Genomic DNA, 19,020 nt, shown 5'->3' on the forward strand with positions numbered 1-19,020 from the left:
CATCTCCTCTTAATGTCGCGGGATCAAAATTTAAACCATTAGCTTAGAATTTCCTGTCTTTGCGCTCCTAATTCGCTCGGCTAATTCTTCAATTTTGCGCATTCGATGATTAACACCTGATTTGCCGACTTTAGGCTGGAGCATTTCACCAAGTTCTTTTAAACTGGCATCCGGATATTCCAAACGCAGTTCAGCCATACCTTTCAGGGTAGGCGGCAAGGCCTGAAGCCCAATTGTATTTTGAATAAGCTGAATATTTTCCAGCTGTCTTACTGCAGCATCAACAATTTTATCCAGATTTGCCGTTTCGCAATTGACAAGACGGTTAACTTGGTTGCGAACATCTTTAAGAACCCGGACATTTTCAAATTCCAAAAGGGCGTGATGTGCTCCAATAAAGCCGAGAAACTCCACAATTCGTTCACTTTCTTTAATATAAACGACATACCAATGCTTCCGCATACTAACTTTGGCCCCTAATTTAAAGCGATTAACCAACTGGCATAATGCTTGGGCATGTTCTTCGTCATTACTGACGATTTCCAAGTGATAGGTTCCTTCAGGATTATTAATGGAACCTCCGGCCAAGAAAGCCCCCCGCAAGTAAGCCTTTTGATCACAGCGTTTCTTGATTAAATCCGGCGAAATGCCATGGTATATTTGCCCATCTTCATTAAGCAAGCCGAGATTCTGCAAGTCTTCTGCTCCCCGGGGATAAATTCGAACCATATAGGAGTTATTCTTGCGCAGCCTTAATTTACGCCGGACAACAATATCTACGGGCCGCTTAAGGACATCTTTGGCTAAGCGATAAATTTTACGGGCTACAGGAGCACTTTCCGTGATAACATTCAGGGTGTATTGTTGATGAGCACTGATTTGAAGGGTACCATCCATGCGAACTAAGGCAGCTAATTCTGCCAGCTCACAACACGGTTTTTGTTCGGACAAGCGTGCCAACTCTTCTTTGGTTACAGCACTAAAGGACAATGATCAGCCCTCCTTCATCGAGGTTTGAACACCAGGATAGAAGCTTGACTCACTTAATTATAAAACCTTTACGAATTTTTACGGAGCTTCTGGGATAATAAATAAGCATCGACAAGAGCAATACGTTCACCCATAGGTTTTAAGCGAAACAGTAAACGGATGAGCTCTTTCGCCAGGAGATCGGGATCATGACGAACGACATTTCTCTCCTGTACAAGGTTGGCTTCAAAATACCTGGCACCTAACCGTTCCACTTCTTTAGGGTCCGTGGCAACAGGAACAGCGTCTTCCTCAACGTATCGCTGCAGAATTGAGGCTGTGATTTCTCCTTTGGTGGCCAATACTGCATCCACAAAGCCAGGTCCGCAGTGATCCAAAATCGCTTTCAAATGGTCAGACACACTGTAGCCATCAGTTTCCCCTTTTTCAGTCATAACATTACAGACATAAACACAGGGAGCATTAACCTTTCGTATTTTATCGCGAAGACCGTCAACTAAGAGATTCGGCAAAACGCTGGTATAGAGGCTCCCGGGACCTAAAACAATAAGGTCGGCCTCTTCGAGAGCCTGCAGAGCACCGGGTAAAGGAGCGCAGCTGCTGGGACTTAAAGAAACCCGACAGATCTTACCATCAGTTTCCCGCACGGAAGTCTCGCCTCTTACATGCCGCCCATCTTCGAAATCTGCCATTAACTCGACTTGTTCCAAGGTCGAAGGAAAAACCTTGCCGCGCAGAGCAAAGACTTTACTGACTCGTTCGATTCCCTTTTGAAAATCGCCAAAGGTATCGGTCAGCCCTGCCAAAAGCAAGTTTCCCAGGCTATGGCCTTCGAGAGTACCACTTTCAAAGCGGTAGGAAAACAACGTATCCATAATATCCTCGGTGTCCGCGAGAGCCACTAAACAGTTGCGCACATCACCCGGCGGCTGAATGCCCATTTCTTCGCGTAAGCGTCCGGAACTGCCGCCATCATCCGAAACCGTTACGATCGCTGTGAGATTGCGCGTATAGTGTTTTAAACCGCGCAGAAGCGATGACAGCCCCGTTCCCCCTCCTACAACAACAATCTTGGGACCTCTCATTAAATGCTGCCGGGCATAAATCACATCAACAATTTTACCTTCATTTCCCGGTAAAACACCGGAAATAATCGAATACAGCATGCGTTTAAAACCGATAGCAATTGCTAAAACTCCAAGGACACTTATAATCAAACCTGTCGGTATAGCTACGTGTTGAGTGCTTCCTGTAAGATGATAAATTATCTCTCGAAATTGCAATTCCGCATATCCCAAGGCTACCCCATCATTCATAACGGCAAAGCCTGTAGCAAATAGAAAAATCCCAAAGACCGCTACCAGGAACCATCGTTTCACTTTCAAGTTTGGATAAAGCCATTTCAGATATTGAGCAATCTTCTCATGTCTTACACTTCTCATCGAGGGGTTCCGCCCTTTCGATTTTTTGCGGCATCCCGATGTTTAATACTAATTGCATAATTGCGTTCCCTTAAAAATTGTCCAACCCGTTCAGCGATGGCCACGGAACGGTGCTGCCCGCCTGTACAGCCTATACCGATGACTAAATGAGTTTTTCCTTCTTTCACATAGTTAGGGAGAATATATTCAAGCAACGCTAAATATTTTTCCATAAATTCCTGAGCCATTTGATTGCCAAAAACATAATCCTGTACTAACTTATCTTCGCCAGTCAAAGGACGCAATAATTCCACATAAAACGGGTTAGGCAAAAATCTAACATCCATCAGTAAATCAGCATCGAGAGGTATTCCATATTTGAAGCCAAAGGAAATTACAGATACCGCCATCTGCCTGCCTTGCCCTTTAGCAAAACGTTCGGCCACCTTAGCCCGTAGCTGCGAGGCCGTCAAATCGGAGGTGTCAATAATTTCATCCGCTCGAATCCTTAACTCTTCGAGTTGCTGACGTTCTGCCTGGATTCCGTCTAAGACTCTTCCTTGAGGTGACAAGGGATGACGACGGCGAGATTCTTTATAGCGCCTGATCAAGGTTTTATCCGAAGCATCTAAAAAGAGGACTTGAAGATGAAATCCTTCTATCTCCAAATTAGTTAATGCTTCACTCAGGGAAGAAAAGAATTCCCCTCCCCGCAAGTCGCAAACAATAGCCGCTTTGGAAACCTTGCCGCGAGATTGAGCGCACAGCTCAGCAAATTTTACCAAAAAGGTTGGCGGCAAATTGTCGACACAGAAGAACCCTTGATCCTCAAGACTCTGCATAGCCTGAGTTCTTCCAGCTCCGGACAAACCGGTAATTACAATAATTTCCAATCCCTCTTTATCCATTCTTTTCACCCCCTCTGCAAATTCATATCAAATCTAAGAACTTTTTGTTAAAGCTTTCAAGGCTTGAGTCTGGGCATTTGTCAAGGCATCCTGCGGACTGAAGCTTCCCGTCAAAGCACTGCTCCAGGCTGTATCCTGAAGAGAAATCAAGTTCCACTCCTGAGCGTTGCCCGCTAAGGCCCAGGCCTTTGAAAGAGCTCGATAAGCCTGGGGGAAAACTCCCGTTTGGGCTTCGGGAAGCTTATAATATGCAGTATTTGCCGGCAGAAGAGATCCTGCTTTGACAAGAGCCCCCTCAGCCTCAGGCTGCAGAAGTGCCCTTTCAACAATTTGGATCTCCGGGCCAAGATCATTCGTCATGATCGCGGAATTCGCAATCCCGAAGGTTAAACCTAAAAGGGGCTCTCCCTGACCCGCCGTTAAATCGGCCAGGGAAATACATCCCCAGGGAACCTTTTTCTGATTTAAAAGTGCTGCCTGGCTCGCTCCTGCAATCACATAGGGAGTTTGACCATCTGCAAAGGCAGACATGGCCTGAGGATCAATTCTAAGAGTCTTTGCGCTTTGCCAGGCCATCAGCTGCTGTAAAAACGCAAGATTACTGGGATCATCCAGAGAGGGTTTACCGGCGTTCATCAACTTTCCGCCTTGCCCATTCCACCAAGCGGAAAGGGTCGCAGTATCCGCCGCCAGGACAGAAGTGCCTCCTTGGGACGAAAAAAGGTCGGCAAGAGTACTGGGTGCACTAACCATATCTGTTCTGTAATAAAGCAGAGGAACATCTGTTAACCAAGCTAAGGCATATTGGGTATCTCCAAAGCGAAAACCGGCCGAAGCAGCGGGAAAGCTTTCTTGATCTGTATAAGCCGTCTTGGCTAACGTTCCCTGACCATAAAGCTGACGAATAACCTCCCGCCGGGCAATGAAAATTTCCGGTCCCTCTCCGCCTGCTTCAGCTTGATAAGAAAAGGCTGCAAACTTCTCTTCGGGAATATATTTAAGTTTAACAATCACCTCCGGATGAGCTTTCGTTATGGCCTCAGCCTGGGCCTGTAAGGCATCTGCCTGAGTCCCAAGGAGAGAATGCCAAACTTCTATAACGGCGGGAGCCGGACCTCCGGGCTGTCCTGTCTGAGGTGCCTGAGAGCAGCCGATAACTAAGAAAATGATGATTAATAAGCAGAAAATACTGCGGGGTAGAGTACGGGAAATCATGGTTCTGCACTCCATTCATACGTGATAGCGATACGTCCTGACTTGGCCCTGCTGATAAAGGAAAAGGAACCAGCCGGGACCAGATTCACCCACTTTTAAGACATCTGTCTCGAAATAAGCCACGGCCGTGTTACGATTCCACTGGCGACGATCCATGCCTGCAAACTCAGGAACAACATTGGCCCAGTGACCATCTCGCTGAATCTCTTCGCCGGTGCCCTTTGATTCCCCGCCGTTGGGCCATTCTTCTTGCCCTTCGCTCCTGACAAAGTAGTCAGGAAGGGTTTTGGGACGTTCCCATAAATAATAGTCGAAACGCAGAGCATCCAGAAACGCTTTCCGGCCCGGGGCTGCTAAGTATAATGAACTTTCCCTTTGGGATTGAACCCATTCCATAAACTCCCACAATTTATCAAATAATGCCTTACCCGGCCATAAGCGCTGAAACCAACCATTTTTTTCCCAAAACTCGGCCAATTCATGGTAGAAGTCAAAGGCCGCAGGAAACATGTGAAGGGCTTCACGCAAAGCATGAACGAACTTTCCTGAATTATAATATTTGTCAAGAACCTCTTCCATACGCAGCAATTGAAGCATTTCTTGATGTGATAATACGGCTGTTTCTAAAATAGTATATGGGGGCTCAGGGTTAAACAGAAGGCCATATTTTTGACTGTTCAGACGCAGACCTGATCCTTTAAGAACTTTCAGAAATCCAAGTTGGAGCATATCCGGTTTGACTGCGTAAACGTCATTGAAGGAATTCCGGAAATTTGACCAATTTTCGAGAGGCAGGCCGGCAATCAAATCCAGGTGCAAAGGAATTTGCAGGTCCTTCATTATAGGGACATATTTTTTCCAAGTTTCAAAATCCTGATGCCGAGCAACAATTTCTAATGTAGGTTGATAGGTCGACTGGACACCAATTTCCAGTTGAATCAAACCTCGGGGATAATTCCTGAAAAAATCCATCCATTCGTCATCTAACAGATCCCCTGCTATTTCGCAGTGAACCCTCACCTGATTGGATAATCCCAGAGAACTGCACTCTTCGCGAACAACATTTAAAATCTCAAAAGCATGTCGTTTATGGGCATTAAAGGTACGGTCAACAAACTTAATTGTACGCGCACCTTGACTTATAAGGCGGCGAAACATTCGGCGAAACCCTTCGGGCTCCAAATAACGAACGCCCTGGAAGGTAGAGGACAGACAATACTGACAGGAAAAAGGACAACCTCGAGTCGTTTCAACATAAACAATGCGGCCGGAAAAATCCTCATCATCCGCATAGGGAAATGGAAGTTCGTTTAAATCCGGTAATTTCCGACTGGGAGGATTAACAATCACTTTCCCGTTATGCTTCCAGGCTGCGCCCTCAACCTGAGAAAGGTCCTCTCCCTTCTGCCAAGCTAAAAGCAGATCATTAAAGGATTTCTCCCCTTCACCGATGATTACCGCATCCACCTCTTGATGAGAGCTTAACAGGTCCTCGACGTCATAGGATACCTCCGGACCCCCGAGCACAAAACGAACATCAGGGCAGACGGGATGCAGCTGCCGAATGACACTCAAGACTTCCTTGATGTTCCAAATATAACATGAGAAGCCGATGACATCGGCCCTGGTTTTATAGATTTCCCCGGCAATACGATCGGGACGATCATTAATACTATATTCTCGCAAAATTACATCGGAACTTACGGAACACAAAAGGCCTTCTTTCAAATAGCGAAGGGCTAAATTTGTATGGACATATTTGGCATTAAGCGCCACCAAGAGAACACGCAAATGAGAATCCCCCTTCGCCCTAAGTATAGTCTTTTAAACCTTTTAATGCAATTCTTGTGCCAGAATGCACGAGGGCCTTCCATTCATTATATTAATGGAAGGCCCTCGTGCATTCTGCTATGCTAGTTTCCCATTTTTAAAAAATGACATCCATACTGATATCCTTCAGGGAAGCACATCCTGTCAAGATCATAGCTTGTTTTAATTCGTTCGTCATCCTGCGCATAGCTAAAGCTACCCCCTCAGCACCTCCGCCATAGGCAGCAATGACAAGAGGACGTCCAATCAGGACTGCATCCGCTCCAAGAGCCAGCATCTTTAAGACGTCAACCCCTGACCGAATTCCCCCGTCAACGAGGACAGCAATTCGTCCATCGACAGCTGCCGCAATCTCCGGCAGAGTCTCAGCCGTTCCCGGAGTATGATCAATCATTCGTCCTCCGTGATTAGAAACAACGATTCCCGCTGCACCGGCTTCAATTGCCAATTCGGCTTCATCAACAGTCATAATTCCCTTAAGGATCACCGGCAGCTTCGTACTGGATATAATCAATTTCAGATCATCCAGCGGCTTAGGGCCCACGGCCATCGTAATCAAACCTGCAGCATCAACATCCATGCCAACGGCAACAACGTTCGCTTCCTCAGCACGCTTAAGACATTTAATGACTTCCTCAGGCTCTCTGGGTTTTGTGAAAGGTATACCGCGTCCTTGAAATTTAGCGATTTGATCCACACCACTGTTATACAGAGCAACGTCCGGGCCGTCACCAGTCGTTCCCAAAGATCCCTCGGCCTGACAACCTCGAAGAATAGCCTCCGCCCATTCCTCTTCGTTCAAGGCTCCGCCCATATTGAACTTATTGCCTGTTATCGGGGCAGCAATGATCGGGGCAGCCAATTCTTGTCCAAAAAGCTCCAGCTTTGTATTGGGATTTTTAACCCCATGGAGTGTCCTTAAATTTATCCGATAGGCAGCCAGGGCTTCGACGTTATTCTTAAAGGAAGCACCGGTGCCGGCACCGCCCATCCCCGGAACTTCGCCGACACAGGCTTTGCCATTGCATTCGGGACAAATCCGGCAATATCCTTTAAGTTTTTCACGGGCAGTTTCGCGAACGGTCTTCATCGTCATTTTCATCACTTATTCCCCACATTCCTTTAATTAATAGTCCCTGTGCATGAGGACCTAACACCCTAACAAATAGAGATTAAACATTGCTATTAAGAATTAATAATCTTACCCAAATCTTCCGCATGCGTTCGAGAAAGAAAACGTCCAAGATATTGCCCTGTATATGATGAAGGAAAAGCGGCCACATCCTCAGGCGTGCCTGTGATAACAACCTCGCCCCCTTTATCGCCTCCTTCAGGTCCAAGGTCGATAAGCCAATCGGCAGTCTTTATCACGTCGAGATTGTGCTCAATAATGAGTACAGTATCTCCGACGTCCACTAAACGGTGCAGGACTTGGAGGAGTTTGTCAATATCCGCCATGTGCAGCCCGGTGGTAGGCTCATCAAGAATATAGATGGTTTTTCCTGTACTGCGCCGGCTTAGTTCTGTGGCCAGTTTAATGCGTTGAGCTTCTCCTCCGGATAAGGTTGTCGCAGGCTGTCCTAGATGGATATACCCGAGTCCGACGTCCTGAAGGGTTTGAAGTTTCCTCGCTATTTTAGGAACAGCCTGAAAAAACTCTACGGCTTCATCTACTGTCATGTCCAAAACCTGGGAAATGCTTTTCCCTTTATAGCGAACTTCAAGAGTTTCCCGATTGTATCGCTTTCCTTCACAAACTTCACAAGGAACATAAACGTCGGGGAGAAAATGCATCTCAATTTTAATAATTCCATCTCCGTGACAAGCTTCACAGCGCCCGCCTTTAACGTTAAAGCTAAACCGTCCAGGTTTATAACCTCTCATCTTGGCTTCAGGAGTCAAGGAGAATAGTTCGCGTATCAAATCAAAAACACCTGTATAGGTTGCCGGATTGGAACGGGGGGTTCGTCCGATAGGCGATTGGTCAATATCAATAATCTTATCCAGGTACTCCAATCCTGCCAAGCTCTCAAAAGCACCGGGGCGCTGCCGAGCTCCGTTAAGCTTTGCGGCCAGGCCTTTATAAATGATCTCATTAACTAAAGTACTCTTTCCTGAACCGGAAACCCCGGTAACGCAAGTCAAAAGCCCTAAAGGGATCCGTGCTTTAATATTTTTCAGATTGTTTTCCCGAGCCCCGGATACTTCCAACCATTTGCCATTGGTTTCTCTCCGTTTCTCAGGTACGGGGATTTGTTTTTTCCCGCTTAAATACTGGCCCGTTACCGACTTCTTATTGGCCATAATTTGTTGAATTGTTCCTTCCGCCACAACATAACCGCCGTGGGCCCCGGCCCCTGGCCCAATGTCAATAATATGGTCGGCTTCAATCATTGTGTCTTCATCGTGTTCGACAACAATTAACGTATTTCCTAAGTCCCTTAAGCGTTTTAGGGTGGAAAGCAGCCGGGCATTGTCTCGTTGATGAAGCCCGATACTTGGTTCATCCAACACATAAAGTACACCCGTAAGGCTCGACCCAATTTGGGTGGCAAGGCGAATTCGCTGAGCTTCTCCCCCGGAGAGCGTACCTGCAGAACGGGCCATGGTAAGATAGTCTAATCCTACATTAATTAGGAAGCCCAATCTCTCTCTGATTTCCTTCAAAATTTGATAAGCGATCGTTTCTTCTTTCGGCGTTAGTGTCAAGTGATTAATAAAGTCAATGGCCTCCGTAATGGAAAGGCGGGATAAATCATCAATGGAAATCCCGCCCACCTTTACTGCCAGGGCTTCAGGTTTTAAGCGCTTTCCATGACAGTCAGGACAAGGGCGTTCTGTCATATAACTTTCAATTTCGGTACGTACCATGTCGGAGGTGGACTCCCTATAACGCCGCTCAAACAATGGGATTAACCCTTCGAAGTTTGAATGATAGGTTTTTAACTGATCAAAAATATTGTGATATTGAAAGCTAATAGGTGTTTCTGTACCATAGAGCAGACCCTGCCATTGCTTTTCAGAGAGTTCCTGCAGTGGAGTATCCATCTTAAAGCCAAGATTTTGGGCTGCGGCCTCCATCATCTTGGGATAGTAAGTCGAGGTCGATTTAGCCCAGGGAGCTATGGCGCCTTCGGACAAGGATTTAGAACGGTCCGGAATAATCAAATCAATATCTACGATGAGATTAGCACCTAAACCCGTACATGTGGGACAAGCTCCATAAGGGCTGTTAAACGAAAAAAGCCGGGGTGAAATTTCCTCCAGTGCTATACCGCAGTCAGGGCAGGCAAAATTTTCACTAAACAGCAGTTCGTTACCCTCTGTGACATCGATAATAACATTTCCTTCTCCAAGCTTAAGTGCCGTCTCTAAAGAATCCGCTAAGCGCTCAGCACTCTCGGGTTTAAGAATTATTCTGTCGATCACAACTTCAAGAGAATGTTTTTTGTTTTTCACTAATTTAATTTCTTCACTCAGGTCATGAATTTCGCCATCAACTCGGACTCGCACATATCCGGCCTTGCGGGCCTCCTCGAAAACTTTAAGATGTTCTCCTTTTTTCCCTTTGACCAGAGGAGCCAAAACTTGAAGTTTTGTACGCTCCGGCAGCTCCAAAATCTGATCTACCATTTGTTGAACAGTTTGCTGTGTAATTTCACGTCCGCATTTTGGACAATGAGGGTGACCTATGCGAGCAAATAACAAACGCAAATAATCCGAAACTTCCGTTGCCGTTCCTACCGTTGAACGAGGATTTCGATTCGTTGTTTTCTGATCGATGGAAATTGCCGGAGAAAGTCCCTCGATGGAATCGACATCCGGCTTGTCCATTTGCCCTAAGAATTGCCGTGCATAGGCAGAAAGGGATTCAACATATCTCCGCTGGCCTTCAGCATAGATCGTATCAAAAGCCAGTGATGATTTTCCGGAACCAGACAAGCCGGTAATTACGACCAGTTTGTCCCGAGGGATATCAATATTAATATTCTTCAAATTATGAGCGCGCGCTCCACGCACACGCAAGTATTCCTGGCTCATGATTAGCCTCCTAAATTGTATATACGGGACAAGAGATCCACTCCCTTGTCTAACTTGTTTTCTTTCTCTTTTTATTATTACTTTTAGCTCGGCTGTAACGGCTTCCGCTTCCACGCTGCTGGCTTGTCATTTTAAACTTATTCTCTTCACCTTTTAATTCTATCAAGGCATCACGTATTTCTGCGGCTCGTTCAAAATCTAAATTTTGAGCAGCGAGACGCATTTCCTGCTCTAAGCTTGCAATAAGAGCAGCCAACTCTTCAGGCGGAAGCTGTGATCCGTATGCTTTTTTTGTTTCAGCCACTTTTGTTGCTTCCGGCGCATCATGAATTATCTTGTGAATCGTTTGCGGGATGATCCCCATCTTCTCATTATAAGCCATTTGAATTGCCCGGCGTCGATTTGTCTCGTCGAGGGCCACTTGCATCGAATGGGTTATCTTATCTCCATACATGATGACCTTTCCTTGGGCATTGCGCGCAGCACGGCCAATGGTCTGGATCAATGAACGATCAGATCTAAGGAAGCCTTCTTTGTCGGCATCAAGAATGGCTACCAAGGAAACTTCAGGCAGATCCAGTCCTTCCCTCAGGAGATTGATGCCAACGACAACGTCAATCATACCCAGGCGCAGCTCGCGCAGGATTTCAACACGTTCTAAGGTCTTAATATCAGAATGAAGGTATTTTACCTTTATTTCCAGGTTTTTTAAATAATCGGTCAGATCTTCAGCCATCTTTTTGGTTAGCGTGGTAATTAGGACTCTTTCACTGCGAGCAATTCTCTCACGAATTTCTCCCAATAAATCGTCAATCTGACCTTGCGTCGGACGGACCACCACTTCCGGATCCAGGAGACCCGTTGGACGGATAATTTGTTCAACAACTGTCGGGCAGTGAGCTAATTCATAAGAACCCGGCGTGGCGCTGACAAAGACCGTTTGGTTAATTTTCCTTTCGAACTCAGCAAAAGTTAAGGGACGATTATCTAAAGCGGAGGGAAGTCTAAAGCCAAAATCTACGAGCGTCGTCTTCCGCGAGCGGTCTCCTTCATACATTCCCCTCACCTGAGGGATCGAAACGTGAGATTCATCGACAAAAAGCAAGAAGTCGTCCGGGAAATAGTGGAGCAAGGTATAAGGCGTCTCCCCTGGTTCACGGAACGTTAAATGGCGGGAGTAATTTTCAATCCCGTTGCAAAAGCCCATTTCTCTGAGCATTTCCAAATCATACCGTGTTCTCTGTTCAAGCCGTTGGGCCTCCAGGAGTTTATTTTGAGATTGCAAAACCTGCAGACGATCAGCTAATTCGAGTTCAATATTCTCCGCAGCCTTCATGACTTTTTCTTGAGCCGTTACATAGTGAGAATTAGGGAAAATTGCGACATGGTTTCTTTCGCCCAAAATCTCCCCCGTTAACACATTGATTTCGTAAATGTGTTCAATTTCATCACCGAACATCTCAACCCGAAGAACTTTTTCACTAGATGATGCCGGGTAAATTTCCACAACGTCACCGCGCACACGGAAAGTTCCCCGAGTAAAAGCAATGTCATTGCGGTCATATTGAATCGAAATCAATTTGCGTAGAATATCATTGCGGTCAATAACTTGTCCCTGTCGCAAAGAAAGCACCAGGTCACGATACTCCTCAGGTGAACCCAAACCATAAATACAGGAAACACTGGCAACAACCAGAACATCCCGACGCTCGAAAAGCGCGGCCGTAGCGGAGTGCCGCAATTTTTCTATCTCGTCGTTAATTGAAGCATCCTTCTCAATAAAGGTATCGCTGGAGGGAACGTAGGCCTCCGGCTGATAATAATCGTAGTAACTTACAAAATACTCTACGGCATTTTCGGGAAAATACTCTTTGAATTCACTGTAGAGCTGAGCCGCCAGTGTTTTATTATGGGCCAGAACGAGGGTCGGCCTTTGGACTTTCGTGATAATGTTTGCCATAGTAAAGGTCTTACCCGAGCCGGTGACCCCAAGCAAAGTCTGGAAACGCCGTCCTTCCTTCACGCCGGCTGCCAAAGAATCGACGGCTTGGGGTTGATCCCCCGAAGATTGGTATGGAGCATGCAAATGAAATTCCATCCTTCGATCCCCTTTATAAAAGCAAGATAATTACAATAAGATAATTCTTACTTACGAATTGGCAAGTTAGTACTTAACTTAATGATGAAGCATATAATTATAATTTTTCTAAGTTTATTTTACCTCTAAGGGGATGTATATTCAACAATTCAGGCCCCCGTAACTTAAACCACCAATAAAGCCTTATTATTCCAAATCTTTACGAAGCCCCCCTCCAACATTGATACCCTTATTTTACTACATGGGGAACAAATTTGGAACTGGTGTTCTGGCAATATTTTGAGACAGCATTCATCTCACTACCTATAGAGGATGGGAGTCTTCTCGCTGCACAATGACAAAAGCCCCTCCTTTTAGTAAATAGTTTTTCACTTTTAAACCGTCTACTAAAAGGGGAGCTAACCAATATGTTCTCCCTGGCTTATTTTTTTGTGTGTGTGTTTCTGTCAACCTCCGCTTCCGCTGTCTCCGCCGCTGCCTTTATCTTGAGATGACTGATCTCCCTGGGCTTGCGACGAACTTTGTGAGGATTGAGCTTTTTGTTCTTGCTGCAACATTTCCGGAGGCACTGTTTTTACTTGTTCGTTTGTTGTTTTTTCAGTCCCTATAACTTTTCCCTGTCCATCTAAATACTCTCGTGTAGTTTCCGTCTTAACCGTTTCCGTAACTTTTTTAACCCCTGGAGGAACATTTCCTGTATTTTGCCCTTGATTATCGCTGCCGCCGGACCCTTGCTGATCCCCTCCCTGGTCTTGGCTGCCTCCTTGATTCTTGCTGTCTCCCTGTGTTTTGCTCTGGCTCTGTGGTTTAGCTTTGGCAGTCTGCTGTTTTTGATCTTGTTGTGCACTCTGCATTGTTTTAACATAACTCTTTTGAATAACAGCCAGATTTTCTGGAGTCACCGTTTTAACCTGAACTATCTTGGCAGGAATTTCTCCTTGTTCACTGGTAATAGAATCACTGATATCAAGAGGCTCCTTGTTAAGAATTTTTTGAGCCCACTGAAAGGCGTTAGCGCCTTGGAGATAGGGGTTGGTATCCACATCGCTCATCTGACTTCCGCCCGCCATCCGTTCCAGAGAAGGGATAGTTGCCTGTCCTCCAATCAGTAAAACCTTCTTATCCAATTGCAATTGTTTTAAAGCATCGGCGGCAACCTCCTCCAATTTTGCCGTATGGGCCAAAACAGCCTGAACTTTGCCAGGATTTTTTTGCAAATAATCCGCCAGGCTTTGCTTCGCTGTTGATTCCGATCCCGGAGGACTGGCAAACGTTTGCAGGGATATTTTGGGGTACTTGCTAAGCACCGATTTATTCCCGGCCAGAAGTTCTTGTGAACCTGTCTCGCTGGGGTCACCCTGCAAAATAACGACTTGTCCCTCTGAAACTTTGCTTACCAGGGATTGAGCCATAAGTTCACCCGTTTTTTCTTGATCCGGCGTCACTATTCCCGTAAGATTAATGCCGGCCGGTACTTGACTAAGAGCCAGGACCGGTACTTTATCTGTCTGAGCATTTTTCAGAAGATTGGCGTTTCCTGCCTGATAAATTAATACTTTAGCCCCATCTAAGGCAGAATTGTCTCCGGATGTGCTGGAATCAAGATAGTTGACTTTAATGTCCTCTTTCTTGGCCAAATCATCAATACCTTTTGTAATCAGTAATTTATTAGGATCATTATCATTTAACGAAACTGCTATAGTTGAAGTTTTCGATGTGCCGGCTGAAGAAGTTTTGTTTTTGTTGCCTAAAAGGGCTTGAAGACCACAGCCACTTGTGGTTAAACTAAGACATAAACAAAAACTAAAAAAACTAACTAGGGTTCGTTTTCTTTTTGTCATGGAAACGCTCCTTTCGAACTCCTAATTTTGTCGTTAGTCTTCCCTTGTCCTCTAAAAAAATGCAGTTTGTTCGACCGCTGGTCACTATCTTAAAGGAGGGCTGAAATTGCCTGTCAAATTGGAACATATTCTTAATCGTGTTAATGCTCTTCCTCCTCTGCCTACTGCTGCCGTACGAATCGTTACCTTAACAAAAAATCCTTCAACTACAGTAAAAGAACTGGAAGCTGTTATTGGGCAGGACCCCGCTCTTGCTGCCGGAATGCTAAAACAGGCCAACTCTGCCTACTATGGCTACGCCCGCCGTATCTCCTCATTGCAAGAAGCCATTGTTATGTTAGGTTTTCAGTCAATACAAGGATTGGCCATGGCCTCAGCCGTAGCCCCAATGCTTAAAGCCGGTCTCATCGGCTACGAAATTGAACAAGAAGGTCTCTGGAAACATTCCATGCTCACAGCTATGGCGGCAAAGCGATTGTGTCAATATTTAAAACTGCCTTTTACTGAAGTTGCCTTTACTACCGGCTTGCTTCATGACATTGGGAAATTAGTTATTTCCATCTATATTCAGGAAGTTAATACCGTTTTGCTTAAGAAAGTTCAAGAAGCCGCCCTTTCTTATGTTGAACTTGAAGAAAAAGTTATTGGCTATGACCATGCAACGGTCGGCGGATACTTAGCCATCAACTGGAACCTGCCGGAAGATCTCGTGGAAGGAATCTCCTGTCATCATTCTCCCTTAAAGGCCCAAAACTACATCGATTTAGCATCAGTCATCCATATTGCCAATGGCCTGGCGAGCTTACTCGGTACCGGCGGTGGTGTGGACAGCTTCTTCAACCCCCTGCAGCAAGAAATTCTAGACCGCTTTAACCTCAAGGAAAAAGATCTAGAACGTCTTATTGCGGAAGTTGGCGAGTACCTGGTTGATCCTTCTATTTTTGGCTAGACAGTCAGACCCGCTTTAAATCCCCCATTAATTTTAGGTCTCCCAAAATGTTATTGAGTATGGTTTCCCTGTAACCATCGAGCCTTTCAAAATCTACGGTTTCGGTATAATAGGCTTTAAGCCGTGATCTGTGGGTTTGCCAAGCCGCTAATGTTTCAATAAGTTTTTCCCCAAAAGGCCGTTCTAAACCCTGGTCGGATAAGTTATCCGGATTACCTTGCCAAATAGCTAAATGACGTTCCGGAAATACAATTCCTATGACTTCATCTGGATTAAGAGGATGTAAGACAATTTCAATTAATTGTCCAAGCTGCTGGGCTTCACTTAAAACCCAATCTAAGGCATCTAACGTTTCGTCTCCTTCAAGACATATCTGATCGAAGTCCATGAGAAAATAAGGTGCAAGATTAAGCCAGCCTTCTGTCGTCAAACCATGTAAAAAATATGGATTAATACTGCTCTTTTGCAGTAGTTTCACAGCATTCTCTGCCAGCGGCCAAGGACCGGTATTTTCTTTCTTAACCTTTAAGCGAGCGGAATTACCCAAAATCCAAGACATATCTTCACCTTTATGCTTTCTTGCCGCACTTCTCTCAATTAAAGAACTTAATTCAACCGCCAATTCCTCTTCGACGCTCTGTTGAAGCAGCTGGAGTTGAGTTTCAAGCTTTAGAATATGTAACCGCTGCTTCTCAAGCTTTTGCTCATCGCAAAAATGGTTGAAGTCTATGAACGTTTCCACTACTCCCGGCGCACGCCAGCGCAGCGGTGAGATTTCCATCATATCCAGCATCACCAGTCCCAGGCGCGGCACAATAAAACCTGCCATGGAATCGGGGTCTCGAGCTGAACGCATAAAATCAATCTCGTATCCGCGATCTAATAATTCCAAACCAATTACTTTAATTAGGGTCGATTTACCTGTTCCGGCCCCCCCTAATAGTACATAGACTCTTTGCCAATTAGGCATCATATTGGGCAGCAGGGAAATATACCCTCGTGTCGTTATTCCTTCACCAAAGTAATGTCTCACCCCTGTTTTATTTCCCATCCTCAACCAACCCCCGTTGTTTTTTATATCAGCGTAGTCTATGCAATTGGGACTGCGGGGGTGAATTCATTGATAAAAAACGAGGCTGCGCAAACATGCCGGTTTGCTGCAGCCTCGTTTAGTTTAGTTTAATTTTATTCAGTCGTAAGACTCCCGCTCCTAACAAGTGGGAATGGTTCCCGATGTTCAGCTTTACCTGAACGAGATCACTTTAATTTTCCTTGTAACGTTTGAACCGCTTTTAAAAGCTGAGGATCAAAATTAGTATCTGTCGGCGAAAGAGTGGCCTGCTGGCCTTTACTCAGTTCTGCCTTCACGTCGGGCTCAATTCCAATTTTATGGATGGAGATCTTTTTAGGAGTGAGATATTTCGCTGTCGTTAGTTTAACGCTCGTCCCTGCATCAAGAGGAAAAATTGTTTGAACTATCCCTTTGCCGAAAGTTTTCACGCCTACTAACGTTCCAGTCTTATCGTCTTTAATGGCACCAGAGACAATCTCTGCAGCTGAAGCACTCTCTTCATTGACAAGGACGACTAAGGGCATTCCTAAATACGTCCCGGCAGCCATTTTAGTATCCACGTTCCCTTGTTTATCGACTATATACACCACAGGACCTGATGGAACAAAATAACTCGCAACCTGAACTGCAGCATTAAGCTCGCCGCCATGATTATATCTCAGATCCAAGATGATTCCTTTGTATTTTTTAATATTCATCGTGTTTAATGTGTCTTTCAATTCATCACCGGTATCTGAGGCAAACTGGGTGATATTAATATAAGCCATATCGGGATGCCCCGGCAATGTTTCTCCATCGACGGTGGGGACAGTAATATCTTCCCTCGTCAAGCTCACCGTATAATTTTTGTTTGTGCTCGCTCGATATAAGCCTAAGACAACGTTTGTTCCGGGGTCACCGCGCATCAAGTTCACGGCTTTATCCTGGTCCATTCCCGTTGTATCGGTGTTATTAATTTTATTCACAACATCCCCCGGCAGAATTCCCGCTTTACTTGCCGGGGAATTTTTGATAGGACGCAAAACCACAAGTTTTTTGGGGTCCTTGAGACTTAGTACGATACCCACGCCACCAAACTTACCTTCAAGTACTTGAAACAGTTCCTGATTCTCCTGAGCATTCATATAGGTAGAATAGGGATCCCCTAAAATGTCAACAATTCCCTTCGTAGCTCCCTCAACCAATTGAGCATTCGAAACATTCTCCAGATAATCGCTGTGAATAAGTTGTACAACATGAACCAAACGCCCGATATTATCGACGTTGGCGATCACAATTCCGCCTACGGTGGCGGTTACCAACACACAAACTATAAGTAAGACAACGCCAATAGGTTTTAATGTTCTTTTCAAATTCCACTCCTGCACTCAAAGTCAAACCCTTTCCTCAAGTCTTGCTCTATTATATGCTTATCCCCCTGCAGAAATACTGCTTATCCCTTAGTGGGGAAAAAATTGCAGCGGATCCGTTGGGTTTCCACTAACTCTTACCTCAAAATGCAAATGCGGACCAGTGCTCCAGCCAGTGGAACCAACGTAGCCAATCACTTGATTCGCTTCCACGGTTTGCCCTTCGGTAACATTCAGTCTTGATTGGTGTCCATAAAGTGAGGAAATCCCGTGGCCATGATCGATGATGACCATGTTGCCATAGGCCACATTCCAACCGGCCATGATAACTACCCCACTTCCAGCAGCGTGAATCTCGGTACCCATGGGAGCCATTATATCCGTCCCCGTATGTAAGCTTTGCTGGTGGGTAATAGGATGAGTCCGCCAACCATAAGGATCACTGATCTCATAATGCCCCGGCAAGGGCCAAGTTGAGATAGTACCGTCTCCTTTGTTTTTTCCGGCTTGTGCGGCCTGGAGTTTGCGAATCTTATCATTGAGGGCATTTGCCTCAGTTTGCAGGCGTTCTACTTCGTCATAAGATGCTTGTACTGCTTTCTGATTTTCCGCCAAGGCTGTTTGCTGCTGAGCTTTTTTGCCATCAAGATCCTCTTTGGCCTTTGCCGCCTGAACTTGCAGCTGAGCCGCTTGATCCCTCTTTTTTTGCAATTCTTGTGTCTTTTGAGTAATTTTTTCTTTTTGATCCTTAATGTCTGTTAATAACTTGTGATCATTGGCTATCAATTTATTGAAATATTCCAGTCGCGTTATAAAGTCACCCAGATTGGCGGACTGAAAGAGCAGTTCAAAATAGCTAATTTGCCCATTCTCATAAATCCCTCTTGCTCGTTTCCCGAGGGCGACTCTGCGATCGTCTAACTCTTGTTGTTTCTGTTCCAATTCTTGCTGTGCAGCCTGAACTTGCGTTTGGGCCTGGGTAAAAGCAAGCTGCTTTTGTGCCAGCAGCGACTGAGCATCAGAAATTTGGGTATCCAACTGAGCAAGCTGAGCTTTCAATTTATCTGCAGAATAGGTCAATTGGTGTAATTGGTTCTGCGCTTGATTCTTTTGACTGGAGATTGATTGCTGCTGTTCTACTGCGTCGTTAAGCTCACTGGCCTGAGAGGACACCCTTGAGGTCATAAGCAGCACAAGACATAGTGTCACGATTAGGCTCACTTTTTTCTTGAACATACACTCCCCCCTGAGACTCACAGATTCAAAAACGTGCCAAGGAATGCGTTATTACGCATCATCCTTAGCA

The 19,020-nt window shown here is 45.4% G+C and carries 13 protein-coding genes; 1 reads left to right on the forward strand and 12 read right to left on the reverse strand.

Going from position 1 to position 19,020, the window contains the following annotated elements; translation table 11 throughout:
• Positions 1 to 30: 30 nt before the first annotated feature.
• The 9 genes from whiA to B5Y67_RS14480 form a co-directional block, all read right to left on the reverse strand.
• A complete protein-coding gene (gene whiA / locus B5Y67_RS14440) occupies positions 31 to 990 on the reverse strand; it encodes a DNA-binding protein WhiA (RefSeq protein ID WP_088227138.1) in 960 nt (319 codons plus the stop codon).
• Positions 991 to 1,058: 68 nt separating this feature from the next.
• A complete protein-coding gene (locus B5Y67_RS14445; RefSeq protein ID WP_088227139.1) occupies positions 1,059 to 2,432 on the reverse strand; it encodes a gluconeogenesis factor YvcK family protein in 1,374 nt (457 codons plus the stop codon).
• Positions 2,429 to 3,319 (reverse strand): RNase adapter RapZ, encoded by an 891-nt coding sequence (gene rapZ / locus B5Y67_RS14450; protein WP_088227140.1) that lies wholly within the window; start codon positions 3,317 to 3,319, stop codon positions 2,429 to 2,431. Before rapZ ends, B5Y67_RS14445 begins: the two co-directional genes overlap by 4 nt.
• Before the next feature lie 33 nt (positions 3,320 to 3,352).
• Entirely contained in the window at positions 3,353 to 4,534 is a 1,182-nt protein-coding gene (locus B5Y67_RS14455; RefSeq protein WP_088227141.1) for an extracellular solute-binding protein, read from the reverse strand.
• A 15-nt stretch (positions 4,535 to 4,549) separates the two neighbouring features.
• Complete coding sequence (locus B5Y67_RS14460) at positions 4,550 to 6,325, reverse strand: B12-binding domain-containing radical SAM protein (protein WP_088227142.1); 1,776 nt, start codon at positions 6,323 to 6,325, stop codon at positions 4,550 to 4,552.
• 136 nt (positions 6,326 to 6,461) lie between these two features.
• The gene (locus B5Y67_RS14465; RefSeq protein ID WP_088227252.1) at positions 6,462 to 7,460 is read right to left on the reverse strand and encodes an alpha-hydroxy-acid oxidizing protein; all 999 of its coding nucleotides are present in this window, start codon (positions 7,458 to 7,460) and stop codon (positions 6,462 to 6,464) included.
• Between the two features lie 89 nt (positions 7,461 to 7,549).
• On the reverse strand, positions 7,550 to 10,405 hold the full coding sequence (gene uvrA, locus B5Y67_RS14470) for an excinuclease ABC subunit UvrA (protein WP_088227143.1): 2,856 nt from the start codon (positions 10,403 to 10,405) through the stop codon (positions 7,550 to 7,552).
• Between the two features lie 49 nt (positions 10,406 to 10,454).
• Positions 10,455 to 12,503 carry an excinuclease ABC subunit UvrB gene (gene uvrB / locus B5Y67_RS14475; protein ID WP_088227144.1) on the reverse strand — a complete coding sequence of 683 codons (2,049 nt, stop codon included), beginning with the start codon at positions 12,501 to 12,503 and terminating at the stop codon, positions 10,455 to 10,457.
• A gap of 446 nt (positions 12,504 to 12,949) precedes the next feature.
• Positions 12,950 to 14,344, reverse strand: coding sequence for a substrate-binding domain-containing protein (locus B5Y67_RS14480; RefSeq protein ID WP_088227145.1), 1,395 nt, complete (start codon positions 14,342 to 14,344; stop codon positions 12,950 to 12,952).
• Between the two features lie 106 nt (positions 14,345 to 14,450).
• Here B5Y67_RS14480 and B5Y67_RS14485 point away from each other — a divergent pair, with 106 nt between their 5' ends.
• A complete protein-coding gene (locus B5Y67_RS14485) occupies positions 14,451 to 15,293 on the forward strand; it encodes an HDOD domain-containing protein (protein WP_088227146.1) in 843 nt (280 codons plus the stop codon).
• Positions 15,294 to 15,297: 4 nt separating this feature from the next.
• Here the strand turns inward: B5Y67_RS14485 and B5Y67_RS14490 are convergent, their stop codons facing one another.
• The 3 genes from B5Y67_RS14490 to B5Y67_RS14500 all read right to left on the reverse strand — a co-directional run bounded on the left by B5Y67_RS14490 (position 15,298) and on the right by B5Y67_RS14500 (position 18,950).
• A complete protein-coding gene (locus B5Y67_RS14490; RefSeq protein ID WP_088227147.1) occupies positions 15,298 to 16,344 on the reverse strand; it encodes a hypothetical protein in 1,047 nt (348 codons plus the stop codon).
• Between the two features lie 206 nt (positions 16,345 to 16,550).
• Positions 16,551 to 17,732: a S41 family peptidase gene (locus B5Y67_RS14495; RefSeq protein ID WP_088227148.1), complete on the reverse strand. Its 1,182-nt coding sequence runs from the start codon at positions 17,730 to 17,732 to the stop codon at positions 16,551 to 16,553.
• A 72-nt stretch (positions 17,733 to 17,804) separates the two neighbouring features.
• Positions 17,805 to 18,950, reverse strand: coding sequence for a M23 family metallopeptidase (locus tag B5Y67_RS14500; RefSeq protein ID WP_088227149.1), 1,146 nt, complete (start codon positions 18,948 to 18,950; stop codon positions 17,805 to 17,807).
• Between the last annotated feature and the right edge of the window lie 70 nt (positions 18,951 to 19,020).

The sequence above is a fragment of the Desulfosporosinus sp. FKB genome, from assembly GCF_002196705.1.
Taxonomy (GTDB): Bacteria; Bacillota; Desulfitobacteriia; order Desulfitobacteriales; family Desulfitobacteriaceae; genus Desulfosporosinus.

Bases quoted from the DNA above. Each gene is read 5' to 3' on its own strand.
- B5Y67_RS14445 (WP_088227139.1), bottom strand. From the start codon at position 2,432: ATGAGAAGTGTAAGACATGAGAAGATTGCTCAATATCTGAAATGGCTT.
- rapZ (WP_088227140.1), bottom strand. From the start codon at position 3,319: ATGGATAAAGAGGGATTGGAAATTATTGTAATTACCGGTTTGTCCGGA.
- B5Y67_RS14455 (WP_088227141.1), bottom strand. From the start codon at position 4,534: ATGATTTCCCGTACTCTACCCCGCAGTATTTTCTGCTTATTAATCATC.
- B5Y67_RS14465 (WP_088227252.1), bottom strand. From the start codon at position 7,460: ATGACGATGAAGACCGTTCGCGAAACTGCCCGTGAAAAACTTAAAGGA.
- uvrA (WP_088227143.1), bottom strand. From the start codon at position 10,405: ATGAGCCAGGAATACTTGCGTGTGCGTGGAGCGCGCGCTCATAATTTG.
- uvrB (WP_088227144.1), bottom strand. From the start codon at position 12,503: ATGGAATTTCATTTGCATGCTCCATACCAATCTTCGGGGGATCAACCC.
- B5Y67_RS14480 (WP_088227145.1), bottom strand. From the start codon at position 14,344: ATGACAAAAAGAAAACGAACCCTAGTTAGTTTTTTTAGTTTTTGTTTA.
- B5Y67_RS14490 (WP_088227147.1), bottom strand. From the start codon at position 16,344: ATGGGAAATAAAACAGGGGTGAGACATTACTTTGGTGAAGGAATAACG.
- B5Y67_RS14500 (WP_088227149.1), bottom strand. From the start codon at position 18,950: ATGTTCAAGAAAAAAGTGAGCCTAATCGTGACACTATGTCTTGTGCTG.